This is a genomic window from Acinetobacter sp. GW821-FHT01C12, from assembly GCF_059422625.1.
Map to the genome: position 1 here is coordinate 47,670 of NZ_JBWKXD010000015.1, position 15,945 is coordinate 63,614.

Consider the following 15,945-nt stretch of genomic DNA (forward strand, 5'->3'; position numbering starts at 1 on the left):
ATGAAACGAAATTAAAGATTTAGCACGCGTTTAGGCACTAAACGCTTTTTATCGGTAATTTCAGCCAAGCCTAAACATTTGTCGCCATCAAAAACCAAGACTTCAGCTTCGGCGGCATGCTCAATATTGCTTTCCATACCACGACTAAAATATTCCGCACGTCCTTCAGGCACCTGAACTTTAGAAAAATGATCAATTGGTGCATAGACAGGCAGCAACAAGGCTTCACGCGCTTGTTCAGTCAAGCTTTCCAAATGTTCAATGGTATATTCTGGTATCAAATCAAAATGACCTGTTTGAGTTCGATTTAAATACGTTAAATGCCCGTAAGTTCCCAATGCTTTGGCAATGTCTTCACCCAAAACTCGAATATACGTTCCTTTAGAACAAGTAATATCCAAGGTCAGGCTGTGCTGATTAAACGCAATTAGCTCAATGGCAAAAATATGAATTGGGCGTGCATCACGTTCAATCTCAATTCCCTGACGCGCCAACTCATATAAAGGACGGCCTTGTTTTTTTAAGGCTGAATACATTGGCGGAACTTGTTGAATATCACCAGTAAATTGCGCCAAAACCTGTTGAATACTGTCTTCACTTAATTCAGGTACGGCCTTTTCAAGTAAGACTTCGCCTTCGACATCACCCGTGGTCGTACTATGCCCGAGCTGAACAGTCGTTTGGTAACGCTTGGTCGAATCTAACAGATAGTGTGAAAATTTAGTCGCTTCACCTAAACAGATTGGTAAAAGTCCAGATGCCAAAGGATCAAGCGCCCCTGTATGCCCTGCCTTTTGAGCGCGATACAACCATCGCACTTTTTGTAGCGCCGCATTTGAACTTATGCCTAAAGGCTTATTCAATAAAAAAACACCACTGATATGGCGACGCGGTATTTTCTGAGCTTTTGAAGACATATTGGTCTAGATACGGAGAATAATGCGCTATTTTAGCAAAAACCATTCGTCTATTTTTACAAATTTTCTGTTTGAAATTTCGAATTCTATGGCAAATTATTTTTTCAATAAAAAATCTAAAAATAGTAGGAATATTAGATGGATCTATCTAAAAAAATGATTGGGATCATCATTGGTAGTCTCTTGATCATTCTTTTAGCCGTAATTTTTTGGCTGAAACCCAATACAGAATCGACTGAAACACCACCAGCTTCAGAAAAAGCACATGAACAACAGATGGGACAACTGGCTTCAGCTCATCTTCCTGCGTCTGAAGCACTGAGTTTTGCTAGCAAAAGCCAACAAGACACGCAAATTAATTGCCAAATCCGTGCAGATGCCTCCAATCGCTTAATTGTCAATGAACAAACCAAAGATTGCTTTGAATATTTCATCACCCAATATGGTGAAAAAAGCATTGAGCAAATCAAAACCGATTTTCTCAGCTATACCAAAATCAGCTATAAAGAGCCTCTACTATCGCAGTTAGATGATCTCTGGACACGTTATATTGATTACAGAAGTAAATTAGGCGATTTACAAGCACCTACTGCAGATAAAGAAAGCGCAAAGTATTATCAGCAGATCTTAGTCAACACTCAAAACTTAAGAAAAAAATTCTTCTCGGATTATGAAATTCAAGGCTTATTTGGCACACAAGATACCTATGACCGATATACGGTAGACCGCTTAGAAATTATGGATAATCAAAAATTATCTGCGGCTGAAAAAGCGCAAAAACTCAAAGAACTTTTTGAGCAACTCCCTGAAGACTGGAAAGAGAATTTACAACAACTCAATCAACTTGAAGACTTAAGAAAGCTGACAGCGGAGATTAAGGCACGTGGTGGTTCTGCACAAGAGATCCGTCAAATGCGTACCAATCTGGTGGGACCTGAGGCGACACAACGCTTAGAAACGCTTGATGTACAACGAAATGATTGGAAAGGCAAAGTTAATCAATACCTTGCTGAGCGCGACAATATCCTCAAAAGCAATCTGAGTGATTCAGCCAAACAGCGTGCTGTAGAACAATTGAAATCACAACAATTTGCAAATCAACAAGAGCAACTCAGATTACAAACTTTTGAAACTGTGCATGATCAGGGAGGCAAATTACCCTTTGCAAATTAGCCATGAAATACATAGCGCATCGCTAAAATGATGAAAAAAGCGAAAACAAAAATATTTAGATTATGCGTTTATAGCACGTTTTATGGCTTGAGTTTGCAAGCCAGACACAGGTATCTCTGTAGATTTATGACTCAGGGATACCTACAAGTCTGCGGATACAAAGTGGAAAATAATATTAACAACCACCTATAAGGAGGATGCACACAAACTAAAAACTTGCTCGGGATTGACACGATTTCAATGCAACTTGCACCTTTGATTTAGAGCAATAACGATAATGATGGTATACCAATCGCTTGAGATCATAAGGGTTGTAAGCAACTTTTAGCTTATAACATAGACTTCATGTCAATCAACAATTCACTTAAAAACAACAAGAGTATTTTAATATGAAATTTAAGATCAATATTTTCGCCCTGAGTTTAATCATTGGATTAAGTTCGATGACTGCATCTGCATCTGGCTTACAAACTGTAAATCCACGTTATGTCAGTTCAAACTATGCAAAAACCAAATATCCGATTGTATTTAATCATGGGATGTTCGGTTTCACCCGTCTAGGGCCTTCATCCTTTGGCATAGATTATTTCTATCAGATCCTCCCTGATTTAGCTCGCAATGGCGCAAAAGTTTATGCGACACAAGTCTCCCCATTGGAATCGACACAGCTTCGTGGTGAACAGCTCTTACAGCAAGTCGATGAAGTCATCGCACTGACTGGCTCACCCAAAGTCAATCTGATTGGACATAGTCATGGTGGTCCAACAATTCGCTATATTGAAATCGTTGCACCCACAAAAGTTGCTTCTTTAACTGCTGTTGCAGGGGCAATTAAAGGTTCTAAGATCGCGGATGATATTTTAAGTAACCAGGCGCAAATACGCTTCTGACAGTTTTTAGTCAATATATCTTAGCACCTGTGATTACACTTCTCGAAGGTAATCCATCCCTCCCCCTCAGCCTAAATAACTCTTTACAAAGTGTGAGCGAACAAGGGGCTACTGAATTTAATGCAAAATTTCCAAGCGCTGCGATTCCCAAAGACTGTGGTAATGGTCAAAAAGTAACAGCCAATGGTGTTTATCATTATTCTTGGACGGGTACAGCTCAATTCACCAACATTTTTGATGTTATGGATGGCGTCATTTCCACACTCGCGCCTTTGTCTTATAAAAATCTAGACAACGATGGCATGATGAATCGTTGCAATACCCATTATGGGCAAGTGATTCGGGACAATTACCGTCAAACACACATGGATGAAATCAATCATGTTTTAGGGCTACGTGGGTTATTTTTTGCGCCGAATCCACTTGCTCAATATCGTCAACATGCCAATCGTCTGAAATTACAAGGCTTGTAAATATTGCCGATGAGAGGCGATAAAATGTACTGTTCATTCAGTATATTTTATAGTTGAATAGTAAATGATTCTGGATTCAAATTTTATATTGAACATCGTATTGAATTTCGAATTCCAGAATCTGATTTGATATGAGATTTAAAAAAACAAAGAAGTTAAAGTTTGCGTTCCTGCAAACATGATCAGAATCGAGGCTTTACACTCAATACATTTAAAATTGAGGTATGTAAATCGCCCAATAATAAAATAGATGGAGTTTTAACATGAAATATGGACGTATTATCGCGAGTCTACTGCTGGCGAGTACATTATCAACCGCATATGCAACTAATAATGCGCAAAAAGTGACTGTCAGTAAAGTAAACTCGGACTATGCAAAAACCAAATATCCTGTGGTATTTGTGCACGGTATGGCTGGGTTTATTCGTGCTGGTGATGTTTTAGGATTAGACTACTGGTATCAAATTTTACCAGATTTGGCTCGCAACGGCGCCAATACATGGGCTACGCGAGTATCACCCTTTAATTCTACTGAAGTCCGTGGTGAGCAATTGGCTCAGCAAGTAGAAGAGATTCTGGCAATTACCGGCAATCAAAAAGTCAACCTGATTGGACATTCCCATGGTGGCCCAACCAGCCGTTATGTCGCAGGCATCATGCCTAACCAAATTGCATCTGTAACCGCTGTTGGTTCACCACAAAAAGGCAGCCCTGTTGCAAACATTATCTTAAGTATAGAAGGCTCGCCACTTCAAGGCCCATTGGTGAGTGTGGTCAATTTATTTTCAAAAGCAATTGTCTGGGCGCAAGGTCTTGACCCGAAAGAACTTCCCCATGATGCGTTGGCAGGTGGGAAAAGCCTCACCATTGAAGGTTCTGCGCTATTTAACAGTAAATTCCCGATGGGCGTTGGCACCACAGCTTGTGGTGAAGGGGCTTATCAAGAAAAAGGGATTCAATTCTATTCATTTACGGGCAATACAGCCGTCACAAATCTTCTCGACTTGGATTCGGCCCTACTTGGCACAAGTTTATTAATTAATGCTGGTCGTGATAATGATGGTTTAGTTCCACGGTGTAGTGCCAAATTTGGCAAAACGATTCGTGATGATTATCGTTGGAATCACTTAGATGAGGTCAATCAAATTTTAGGATTGCGTGCAATTTTTTCACCAGACCCAGTACAAGTCTATCGTGAACATACCAATCGCCTAAAACTACAAGGACTTTAGCAAGAAACAAAAAATGCGCCAAATGGCGCATTTTTTTAGCTGTAAAGCAAAGTTAAAATTAACCTTGTTTACGTGCTGGTAATTTTTCACGAATACGCGCAGCTTTACCAGACAATTCACGTAGGTAATAAAGCTTAGCACGACGAACGTCACCACGACGTTTCACTTCGATTTTAGCAACGATTGGAGAGTGAGTTTGGAATACACGCTCAACACCAACACCGCTAGAAATTTTACGTACTGTGAACGCAGAGTTCAAGCCACGGTTTTTCTTCGCAATAACTACGCCTTCAAAAGCCTGAAGACGCTCACGATCACCTTCTTTTACTTTTACTTGAACGATAACTGTGTCACCAGGAGCAAAAGTTGGGAGGTCAGTTTTTAACTGTTGGTTTTCAATTGCTTGAACTAAAGGATGTTTACCACTCATTGTGGGAATCTCCGTTTTGCGGGACAGAAGAGGTCTGCACAACCGCTGGGGATAGAGGCTAAATCGCGTATCAACCCGTTTATCTTTCCCTTTATTGCTGATGTTATTCAGATCAATAAAGAGCCTAATATAAGTACTTAATCATAAGTATTTTCTCGAAGCCGACTTCTTATGGAACTCACATTCCGCAGGCCAACAATGATGAATTGTTGTATTACTAATAAGAAGTACAGCTTCTGACGTGCGTTGAAACAAACATGATCAATGCTTGCCTACCCTCGCTCATCTTTTAGCCATTTTTTTTGCTGCTTGGTCAACTCAACTTTTTCCACCAACTCAGGTCGGCGTTCTAAAGTGCGTTGATAGCGTTGCAAAAACCGCCATTTCTCAATATTGGCATGGTGCCCTGACTTAAGTACTTCAGGAACATCCAAACCTTCAAAATGATCTGGCTTGGTATATTGTGGGCAATCTAAAAGACCATCCACAAATGAGTCCTGCACTGCTGATTGTTCATCTGACATGGTATTCGGCAAACGTCGAATAATACTGTCCAATAAAACCATCGCAGGGAGTTCACCGCCTGATAATACGTAATCTCCAATCGACCATTCCTGATCAACATATTTTTGGATCAAACGCTCATCAACTCCCTCATAACGTCCACACAGCACAATTAATCCGTCATATTCAACAAATTGTTGTACTGCAGGTTCATTTAAGGTCTGCCCTTGTGGAGACATATACACCACAGGAACATGAACTGCACCTGCTTGCTTTGCAAGCTCTTTTGCATGGTGGATTGCTTTTGCCAAAGGCTCAGCCATCATCACCATACCAGGACCACCACCAAATGGACGTTCATCCACTCGTTTGTAGTTACCCTCAGCAAATTCTCGCGGATTGATACAATGAACTTGTACAATGTCACGCTTTGCCGCTCGTCCGCTAATTCCGTACGCTGTAATCGCTTCAAACATTTCAGGAAAAAGCGTAATGACTGCAAAAAACATCGCAGACTCCTCTATTTTCCTGCTGCGCCAATCCTTATCGGATTAGAAATCTACGCCCCAATTGACATAGATACGACCAGCTTCGAGATCAACGCGTTGTACCACATCTTTATGCCATGGAATCATTCGCTCTTCGCCATCGATGCTATCTGCTGTTGCACGAACAACCATGACATCATTGGCACCTGTTTCAAACAATTCGTGGATTTGACCAAGATTTACTTCCTGTTCTTCTTCATTCAGACCTAATACAATTAGACCTTTTAAATCAGACCAGTAATACTCGTCCACGCCTGCTTGAGGCAGTTGCGATTTTGAAATCCAAACATTTGCGCCAACTAAGCTGTCTGCTGCGGTGCGATCACTCACACTTTTCAACGAAACAACCAAGCCTTTACCATGTGGTTTCCAACGTTTTACGTCTACAATTTGCCAACCTGCTTTGGTCTCAATGTACCAAGGAAGGTAGTCAAATATGTTGCTCATAGGTTCTGTATTGGAATAGACCCAGAGCCACCCATTTAATCCATATGCTGAACGTAGCTGTCCAATCTGAATACGATCTTCGGGCACATTCTGTGCTGGTGTCATGGGCTTACTGCCTAATTAAAGATTTAATTATGCAGTAGCTGCAGCTTTCTTAGCTTGAGCAGCTAAAGAAGCAACACGTTCAGACGGTTGAGCGCCTTGAGCAACCCAGTGAGCAAAACGGTCAGCATCTAAACGAAGTTTTTCTGCTTTACCTTGAGCTGTAGGGTTAAAGAAACCAATACGTTCGATGAAACGACCGTCACGCGCATTGCGGCTATCAGTTACGATTACTTGATAGAACGGACGTTTTTTAGCACCACCGCGTGCTAGACGAATTACAACCATGATAGAACCTTATAGTTTTTACGGATTATCCTTGTACCGACCATCGATACATTTCAAACCCCTTTCATAGAGGGCAATATTTTACGTTATCTTTGTCATGAAAGAAAGATCAAATTTTATTTATCCACAATTTTGAATTTAATTTTTATTTACCATCCCAATTTGTGGTTGCTGATGGGGTGCATGGCGTTCCGCCATTTAGATCTGTACCTTTTGTCCAACAACGTTCTCCACGTGAGTTTAATACGATATCACCATACCCTTTTTGCCCTCCAGTTGTGACTGGCGTGGCTACTATAGACCATGAATTAGATGTAACCTTTCCTGCACTATCTACTGGTGAAATACTCACTGTGTATAACGCTGCTCCTTGAATAGGATAATTAGCTTCAATACCTAAATCAGTTTTGGTTGCACCTATCAGGGTAAAATTTGCGATTTTATATCGTTGAATTTGAGAAGCGATTTGTTGCATGGAGGCTTGCATATCTACCCGTTTGGTACGGCGTATAGACTCCTGATACGAAGGATAAGCAAAAGCAACCAAGATTGCGATTATCGCAACAATGATCATCAGTTCAATTAGTGTAAAGCCACTTCGCTTATTTACCATGCTTCAGCCCCTTCACAACTATAATCCATTGTTATCCCTAGTTTTTTACAACGAAACCCTGTACTACTCAACACATAACTAAAGTTTTTAGCGTCCGTTGATAATGCTCGAATGATGTAATCTTGACCAGCTGCCGCAGCATTTGTTAATGCCCTAGAAGAATCGGTTCCATCCATGACTGTGATCGAATATTTTACGGCGCTTCCTGTTGATCCTGTAGGTATAACAAAAGGATCTGGAGTAATAGTAAAACCTAGATAATTAAAATTGCGGCTTTTATTGCGCTCTAAAAGCGTAGCAATTCGCTGAATTTCTTGTTGTGCCTGTGCTGCTGTAGATCTACGAACAAAACTTTGATAGCTTGGAATGGCAACTGCTGCAAATATTGCAACAATTATCACCACAACCATAAGTTCAATTAATGTAAAGCCCAAAGAACTTTTTAAATTTCCATTCATATTTGTTCCTCTTAGCGACTGCTATATTCAAACCAGCGCTGAGGTACTAAACAAATATGGCTAGAACCTGTTGAAACAATACCACTTTTTACTGCCGCACCACGGTTACCTGTTGTAATACAGTAGTTTTTGTTATTCGTACCATCATTCGGCTTTGGAGTCTCTTTACATTGATTTGGGTCAGTTGCTGGGTCGCATTTGTTTTTATCATCAACAATAGGTGGTACTTGGATACCTGGCCCCACACTACAGCCATCACCAGATGAGCATTCAGGATCACTAGAGCCTGAACCACCAGTCGCTTTCACACATTGTCCAAATGGCATACAGAATTGGTTCATAAAACTTTCACCTTTTACACCAGCACCACAATCACCTGAAAGACCATCTTTACTACCATCAAACGTTGTGACAAACATCCTGCTATTCAACACAACTGGTGTAGCAAATACTTTGGCACTCTGAGGCTTTTGCGATCTGAATTTAAAGTACCAGCCATTTCCTGAATAAGGTGCAACGGGGGTTGTATTATCATTTCTATTCGCTTGAGTCACCTCCCCCAAATTTGACAAAGTCAATGCTGTAGTCAGTTTTGATGTATATGTAGTTTTAAATAAGTCACGAGCAGTCACATCTTTGTCATAAATATTATAAACTGCATCATAGTCACGCCCAGTTGTACCAACAGTATAATCAACCAATGGCACACTTCTATTTCCACTGCCTATAGAAATGACAGCAAAAGTATTCCCTGCATAATCATATACAGAAAATGCTGGCATTTCATAAAATCTAGGGCTAGTGCCATTTGTTCCATGTAAATTCAGGAGCATTTTAGGTGTCTTGGCAAAGCTACCCAATGTGGTTGCCGTATTGTCTAAATCAATACGGAAGAGTTGCCCGCCTAAATCACCGAAGTACAAATGATCTACAAGGCCATCGCTATTACGATCTTCTGCTCGAATTTCGCTGACCACACTATATTTTAAATTATCATTTTTTGTGCTCATTACGCCACTATTCGCTGTCGCAGAAGAGGTCGCTGATGCATTTGCACTCGCCCACCACAACAAGTCGCCATTATCAGCATCAAACATATACACCCCACCACCCTTTTGATTGGTTTGGTTATATGAATCACTTTCATAGCCAGCATAAGCACCTTTTACACCACCAGTACGTGCATCACCATCATCACCACCAGCATCATACCCACCACCTACAAACATCACACGTTTACGAGATTTCCCCCACTTCACCCATGCAATTGTAGGCTTAGACCAACTCTGCCCCATATATTGTAGTTGATCAAATTCACGACTTGAGCCGTTGTAAAAAACTTTTCTATCTGCTGGAGAAATCTGAAACTTTAACTTGGGATCATTCATATTTGTTAGGTCAAGTGCATAATAACTTCGCCCTCCCATACGTAAACCACCATAGGCCAATTGAGTACCTTGTTGGGAATCCACTCCTTTACCTACGGTCAAGGCACCATCACTGTTTACAACATATTCTGTATATGTTGTCCATGGTCCATCTACACCATAAAAGAGATTTCCTGTTCCACCAGAAGTCGTTTTATAATCTAAAAAAGCTTGCTTCTGACTTTCCACCATTTCATTTGGCACAAAAGCAAATTTTTCTTTGCCAGTTTCAGCTTCTACTACATGCAATAGTCCTTGTGTTGTCCCAAACAGCACATAGTCTTCTCGATCTTTTGATCCCAACACATTGTCTGTGTATGTTATTGTTCCTTTATTTGTTAAAAGTATAGGGGATGAATGCATCACAGCACCAACCTGACGCAATTCAGCTGCTGTTGTTATGTTAATCCCATTAGGATTTGAAGCATCAACGTTATAACCCAATAATGAAATTAAATAGCCTCGATTGATGTCATTTTTATAATTTGTGTCTATTAAATCTGTCGATTTAACTTGTCTTAAGGTTGTACTATTTACGAAAGTTGCAGAACTACCTGTACCATTTATAATCCGATTGGTTAATAACTTACGATTATCAGTATTTGCTGTCGTACGTAATTCAAGCTTTGATTTTGCTCCCCCAACTAATGCAAATTTCTTGCTTCCAATTGTATTTTCATCTGCATCTTTCACTGCATCATTAATTGCCCTTGCCCAAAGATCATAGTTGTCAATAATGCGACCTTGTGAGTCAGTAATTGAATTTCCACCTTTATCTTTCAATATACCTAAAACCACGTTGTATTTTTTTAAATTACCAGACCATAGCTGATAAGATTTATCTGGAGTTGGCTGAAATTGGGGATAATAAGCTTCTTTTTGTAATACTGATGGATTTAAAGCGTCTCTCGTAATAGTTGGTGAACCTGTAGTTACTGCTGGAATTTCAGTAGATAAACTATTAATAAAATTATTAACACTATTCACAACATCTTGAGAGCTTGAACCTGAATACCATCCTCCCTCGCCTCGAATTCCCCACTCGGCAGCCGCCTTTTGAATAGTATTAATTTGTCCTAATGCTGCTAAATTATCTTCCTGATTCTTTTTAGGATCATATGACTCTAAATTAGAAAAACCATTACCAAAACCAACTACAGCTGTTTTAATTTTCACACCTGCAGGATTAGAACTATCTAATAACTTTTGATTAAATGCTAAAGCGCAACTTGTGGCAATTTGAGTTGTTCCATTACCAGCTTGTTCTATACAAGAAAAACTCGCACCATTTAGTGCATTTTTCATTGCTTTGGCTTGATCATGTTGACCAGAAGGAGCTCCATCTGTTAAGACATAAATTCCCTGCCCACTACACTTTTTTGTTGTTTCTGTTTGACTTAATGATTCTGGCATTGCATAGCGAGTCCCTATAGCATTTTTAGTTGCTGTTGTATAATTAAAACCATGCGAATCATCTAAACTACGTACAATACTACCTTTATAATAATAACAAGTACCTGTTTGAGTTCCTGAAGAATTTTGCAATGAGACATTGCAAGCGCTTGTGGTGTAATTCGACAAATCCATTGGTAAAAAATTAAACGGGCGAGCTGCTGTGTTTTGTGTATTAGGTCCAGGCCATGAGGTACATGCCCCAGTACTACTCCAGCTATTACATTGAGTGTAATAAGTAGTATTCCCAGAAGTATAACTAAAATATACAGGTGCCCCATATCCAGAGGTAAAACTATTTAACTCACTATCATTAAATGTTTTAGTACCCATTAAATAGGAGGCTACTTCGGCATAAGCATTACCCGTAGGAGTACCTCCACGTGCATACAGTTTATTTGCAACAGCATCCAATAGAATTGCTCTATGTTTTTTTGTTATTCCATTTATTGTAACGTTATCACTGAGTCTACGAGCTGGGACTAGTACAAAACCGTTTCCACCTGTACCATTAAATGAATATGCAGATAAACCAATAATTTTATCATCAGAAATTGCAGAAATACCTTTCGCACTATTTCCATTCAATAAATCAAACATCGCATCCTTTAAACGCGTAATTCGATCATAATATTTTTGCCCATTTACCACACAGTAATACCTTGTATATGTAGGAGAGCCATTTGTTGATAGTTCTGAAGAATTACTTGATACCTTAGCCCCATTTGGAATATCACAAGCATCCTTATCACCAATTAACTGTGGTGCTCCCATACTTCCAGAGATATCAAATAACATCATTAATGTAATATCCCCAGATTTTGCTTCCTGATAAATGTCAATATCACTTGCCTGAGCAACACTACTGAGAACTAAACCAGTACTGATTGCAGATATGCATAGCGGAAGAAATTTAGCTTGAAAACACTGAAATAAGTCCAATTTCATTTTTTTAATTTTCATCATCTGTACTCCCACTTAAGTGAAATCCTGGGTAATCGTGTACTCACTCACTTGCGTGGTGAAAGGCACATTTAATCGGGTTAAACAAGCTGTTATATCAATTTTTTGATCTGCAGTTAAAGTAGATGGGTCTTTATCTTCTGGGACAGTAACTTGATTCATTCGCCCCGTTAAACAATTATTGATATCTGTACGAGAAGCTTTGGATAGTGATGGCATAATAGACACTGCAAAAATTTTCACCCGCTTGGCTTCTTCGATCTGTCCCTTTTGCGAGTCACTACCTCGTGCACGATCATAAAAAGGGTTATCTAAACTACTGTCTGTTGGAAACTTAACAGAAACCTGTGTTAAAACCGCTCTTCGACCACTGGTAAACCAGTTGGTAGTACTGTTTGCTGATGTATCACAATAGCCTCTTGTTCCCAAACTATTATTCGTTAGTCCACTTGAGCCTTCTTTCCATTGCATTAAGCTCGCTTGGCTAATACTAAAGAACTGAGTTTGATCCCCACGAAAGCAAAAAACTAATTCTTTATTTTTGTCTTTAGCATTATTGATATAACCAAATAATCCCGCTGGGCTTAAGCTATATGCTAAATCGCTTGGATTTTCAGCTTTGTAAAGTGCTGCATCTGAATTTTGTGTTAATAGCTGTTGCACTTGACTATTTGTTGCAATGCTTAAAGAAACCATACTCTGACGAATTGCCAAAGTACCAATAATCGTCATCGCAACAAGAAAGATTAAAACGAGAATTAATGTCGCACCAGTTTGATACTTTTTCATTCGCCACGCTCCCCTATTGCATTACGTAGTGCAATAGTCTGTGAAATAACCTGCCTTACGTATTTGGGCGAAGACGTTTTTGGCGTTTTAACTGTTACAGTCTGATCTAAAACGACAAATGTTTGGTCATCTTTAATCATTTTCGTTTCACTTACTGACTGTAATGAACGTGCTAATATTCCAAACTGAATAGACACAATTCTGGGATGTGGAGCGGCAGCATCCATATATTCTTTAATAGACATATAACGACGCCCACTATCATTTTGAACTCCCAGAAGAATTCTTAAATGATCAACGCGTTTCATTACAATTTCACCTGCATCGCCAAAATCAGTGATTGCAGCTGGACTTCCTGTTTCTGGGTAAGTTCCAGCATCACAGGCTAAAGCAAGAGTTTGATTGGGTTCATTGGCATTTTTATTTACATCTGCTCTTAAAAAATAGCGCTGCACGACCATGTAACGACCTGATGTTACAGGAAAAGCCAATTCATTCCCTTCACAATCAAAACCTCCAACATAAGTTTGAACTTTTCCGGTTCCGCGCTCCTCAATTCTGTACTGCGGCATATATTGGATTGTCAATTGATCACTTGGTTGATCACTACCACCCACTTGTACATTGGATGCCCCAGACCACTCTGGGGATGTTCCAGCAGTAAACCCTGCGCTCCGTGATAAAAAGTTTAATCCAGCTGTTTTTCCTTTAATCGAAGCGCTTAAATTACTGACATTGATAGGCGCTGCTTTAGTTCCAATATTCACAGGGTTAACAGAAGATGTGAGAACAATCCCCCCCAAAACTGTCTGATCATCCATAATTGCTTTGGTACTATTTAGATTCATCAAACGAAGATCTTTTGTAATATAATTTAAGCCAAAATTTGCATTATCTTGAAGATCAGACACACTTTGTTGCATGGACAAACTTTTTTGTCCTGTCATAAACAAGAGAACCGCAGCAGCTGAAATAATCAAGCCCAATGTTATTGAAATCATTAACTCAATTAATGTGAAGCCCTTTTGATTTATCATTTTAATAGGTCTCCATAATTATACAGGTAGAATTCGCATTATAGGCATTGCCGTTCGTACAATCACCAGAACTACTGCCATCCGTTGCGCTTGAATCTCCCCACGCCACATAAATACAACTTCTATTGTTGGTATTTTGACAATTCATAATATTCATCGTCATACCAAATACCGCAGCTCTCGTGGTAACTTGAGAAACATCAAAATCCGCCAAATCGGTATCTGAACAATTTGCTGTTAGGCAGTTAGTTTTATAGTCTTTCTGATTAGTAGCTGTGCTTAGTTCAGTTTTATAAACGGAAAAAGCATTACGATTTACCCGTATACGTTCGGCTAAGTCTCTTGCAATCGTGACTGCTTGTACGCGATAAGTACTTTCAGATGATGCCTCCAAGGCCCGGTATTGCAAAGCAACAAATCCTAAAACGCCGATTGCTAAAATTAATAAAGCAACCAATATCTCCATCATGCCAATACCTTTTTGATATTTCATTAGCATGTCCCCTCTATCGTTGGCTGAATCGTTCCCATTCTAGAAACAGTTATCTTTTTTGCATTTTTGTCATTATTAATATAAGTGTTGCATACCGTAAAAACTGTATCTTCATTTGCAGGAATCTTAAGCGTAGCATCACTTGGATCCTTTATGAAAACTCCTCCTGAAATACCAAAAAAGATAGAATCTACCGAACCTGTTTTTAAAACGGATTTACCAGAAGGAGACCAATTAACCTTATTCACAGTATCCACAACTTGATCTGTTGTCGAAATGTTTGCAAGTTTAACCTCAATTACTCTACGCTCAAGAACAGCAGTAGATCTTGCTTTATTTAAAATTAGAATTAACTCTTGCGTACTTTTATTCAAATTCTGTCGCTGAAACATATCTCCAAAAGAAGGTACTGCCATCATTGCAATAACCGCCAAAACAGCAATCGTCACCATCAACTCAATTAAGGTGAATCCTCGATTTTTTTGCATTGCGCCCCCATTGCAACAAAATGCTACCCTATTAAAAATCATAACTTAAATACTTACAAAACCAATACAAGTTGGATAAAAGGCATAAAAAAGCAGATAACTGAAATCTCAGCTATCTGCTTAAAAAATAAAGTTTAAATTTAAGCTTGCGTTACATGAATCCGTAGCTCTTTTGGTAAACTAAATGTGATGTTTTCCTCACGACCATTTAATTCTTGTGGTGCTGTTGCACCCCAGTCCTGTAAGCGTTGAATCACTTGCTTAATTAAAATCTCAGGTGCAGATGCCCCTGCTGTAACGCCGATCTTATGATTGACGTTAAACCACTCCTGCTTTAATTCATCTGCGTTGTCGATCAGATAAGCATGTTTCCCCATCCGTTCAGCCAACTCACGTAACCGATTCGAATTCGATGAGTTTGGAGAGCCAACCACCAACACCACATCACATTGTGTTGCTAAATCACGTACAGCATCTTGGCGGTTTTGCGTGGCATAGCAAATATCATCTTTACGAGGTCCTTGAATCTGAGGGAATTTATTTCGCAAAGCATCAATTACTTTGGCCGTATCATCTATAGATAAGGTTGTTTGGGTCACAAATGCTATTTTTTCAGGATGATGTACTGTTAATGAAGCGACATCTTCTTCATCTTCAACCAGATAAATTTCACCGCCATTCTTTTTGTCATACTGTCCCATAGTCCCTTCAACCTCAGGGTGACCCTCATGACCAATCAAAATTGCTTCGGTTCCTTCACGTGCATATTTCGTGACCTCAATATGTACTTTGGTGACCAATGGACAAGTTGCATCAAATACTTTTAAACCACGACGTTCTGCTTCTTGTTGAACAGCCTTTGATACACCATGTGCACTAAAAATAACAATATTATCGTCAGGCACTTCATCCAATTCATCCACAAAAATCGCACCGCGCTGACGTAAATCGTCAACCACAAATTTGTTATGAACCACTTCATGACGGACATAAATAGGTGGATTAAAACATTCAAGCGCACGATTGACGATGGCAATTGCACGATCTACACCTGCACAAAATCCACGCGGATTAGCCAATACAATTTCCATAAAACCCTCAATGCTCACTTCAATGGTTGGATATATTTTATCGATTAAACACAAACAATGTGTAAAAACAGTTTTGTTTGTCTTCGCTCTACTCTAAAATAGAGAAGATATTTTATCATATCAGGAAAAA

General features: G+C 39.4%; 15 protein-coding genes and 1 pseudogene. 3 read left to right on the top strand and 13 right to left on the bottom strand.

Annotated elements, in window-relative coordinates:
- Positions 1–11 precede the first annotated feature (11 nt).
- Positions 12–917: a tRNA pseudouridine(55) synthase TruB gene (gene truB, locus AC07WY_RS20480; protein ID WP_262084889.1), complete on the bottom strand. Its 906-nt coding sequence runs from the start codon at positions 915–917 to the stop codon at positions 12–14.
- Positions 918–1,055: 138 nt separating this feature from the next.
- Here truB and AC07WY_RS20485 point away from each other — a divergent pair, with 138 nt between their 5' ends.
- The 3 genes and pseudogenes from AC07WY_RS20485 to AC07WY_RS20495 all read left to right on the top strand — a co-directional run bounded on the left by AC07WY_RS20485 (position 1,056) and on the right by AC07WY_RS20495 (position 4,685).
- Positions 1,056–2,090: a lipase secretion chaperone gene (locus AC07WY_RS20485; RefSeq protein ID WP_494737011.1), complete on the top strand. Its 1,035-nt coding sequence runs from the start codon at positions 1,056–1,058 to the stop codon at positions 2,088–2,090.
- Positions 2,091–2,479: 389 nt separating this feature from the next.
- Positions 2,480–3,453: pseudogene (locus tag AC07WY_RS20490) on the top strand (esterase/lipase family protein).
- Positions 3,454–3,716: 263 nt separating this feature from the next.
- Positions 3,717–4,685 carry a lipase family alpha/beta hydrolase gene (locus AC07WY_RS20495; protein ID WP_494737012.1) on the top strand — a complete coding sequence of 323 codons (969 nt, stop codon included), beginning with the start codon at positions 3,717–3,719 and terminating at the stop codon, positions 4,683–4,685.
- Between the two features lie 58 nt (positions 4,686–4,743).
- Here AC07WY_RS20495 and rplS read toward each other — a convergent pair whose 3' ends face one another.
- The 12 genes from rplS to ispH all read right to left on the bottom strand — a co-directional run bounded on the left by rplS (position 4,744) and on the right by ispH (position 15,815).
- On the bottom strand, positions 4,744–5,115 hold the full coding sequence (gene rplS / locus AC07WY_RS20500) for a 50S ribosomal protein L19 (protein ID WP_004718278.1): 372 nt from the start codon (positions 5,113–5,115) through the stop codon (positions 4,744–4,746).
- Positions 5,116–5,387: 272 nt separating this feature from the next.
- A complete protein-coding gene (gene trmD / locus AC07WY_RS20505) occupies positions 5,388–6,128 on the bottom strand; it encodes a tRNA (guanosine(37)-N1)-methyltransferase TrmD (protein WP_004818651.1) in 741 nt (246 codons plus the stop codon).
- A 42-nt stretch (positions 6,129–6,170) separates the two neighbouring features.
- Entirely contained in the window at positions 6,171–6,719 is a 549-nt protein-coding gene (gene rimM / locus AC07WY_RS20510) for a ribosome maturation factor RimM (RefSeq protein WP_004718282.1), read from the bottom strand.
- Positions 6,720–6,746: 27 nt separating this feature from the next.
- Positions 6,747–7,004 (bottom strand): 30S ribosomal protein S16, encoded by a 258-nt coding sequence (gene rpsP, locus AC07WY_RS20515; RefSeq protein ID WP_004718284.1) that lies wholly within the window; start codon positions 7,002–7,004, stop codon positions 6,747–6,749.
- Positions 7,005–7,149: 145 nt separating this feature from the next.
- Positions 7,150–7,617, bottom strand: coding sequence for a type IV pilin protein (locus AC07WY_RS20520; RefSeq protein ID WP_262084885.1), 468 nt, complete (start codon positions 7,615–7,617; stop codon positions 7,150–7,152).
- Positions 7,611–8,075 (bottom strand): type IV pilin protein, encoded by a 465-nt coding sequence (locus AC07WY_RS20525; protein WP_494737013.1) that lies wholly within the window; start codon positions 8,073–8,075, stop codon positions 7,611–7,613. Before AC07WY_RS20525 ends, AC07WY_RS20520 begins: the two co-directional genes overlap by 7 nt.
- Positions 8,076–8,086: 11 nt before the next feature.
- A complete protein-coding gene (locus AC07WY_RS20530) occupies positions 8,087–11,917 on the bottom strand; it encodes a pilus assembly protein (RefSeq protein WP_494737014.1) in 3,831 nt (1,276 codons plus the stop codon).
- A gap of 15 nt (positions 11,918–11,932) precedes the next feature.
- On the bottom strand, positions 11,933–12,706 hold the full coding sequence (locus tag AC07WY_RS20535) for a pilus assembly PilX family protein (RefSeq protein ID WP_494737015.1): 774 nt from the start codon (positions 12,704–12,706) through the stop codon (positions 11,933–11,935).
- On the bottom strand, positions 12,703–13,743 hold the full coding sequence (locus AC07WY_RS20540; RefSeq protein ID WP_494737016.1) for a PilW family protein: 1,041 nt from the start codon (positions 13,741–13,743) through the stop codon (positions 12,703–12,705). Before AC07WY_RS20540 ends, AC07WY_RS20535 begins: the two co-directional genes overlap by 4 nt.
- 1 nt (position 13,744) lies before the next feature.
- Positions 13,745–14,242, bottom strand: coding sequence for a type IV pilus modification protein PilV (gene pilV / locus AC07WY_RS20545; protein WP_494737017.1), 498 nt, complete (start codon positions 14,240–14,242; stop codon positions 13,745–13,747).
- Positions 14,236–14,724, bottom strand: coding sequence for a prepilin-type N-terminal cleavage/methylation domain-containing protein (locus AC07WY_RS20550; protein WP_494737018.1), 489 nt, complete (start codon positions 14,722–14,724; stop codon positions 14,236–14,238). The genes pilV and AC07WY_RS20550 overlap by 7 nt, the downstream gene beginning before the upstream one ends.
- 140 nt (positions 14,725–14,864) lie before the next feature.
- Positions 14,865–15,815 carry a 4-hydroxy-3-methylbut-2-enyl diphosphate reductase gene (gene ispH / locus AC07WY_RS20555; RefSeq protein WP_096732771.1) on the bottom strand — a complete coding sequence of 317 codons (951 nt, stop codon included), beginning with the start codon at positions 15,813–15,815 and terminating at the stop codon, positions 14,865–14,867.
- Positions 15,816–15,945: the final 130 nt, after the last annotated feature.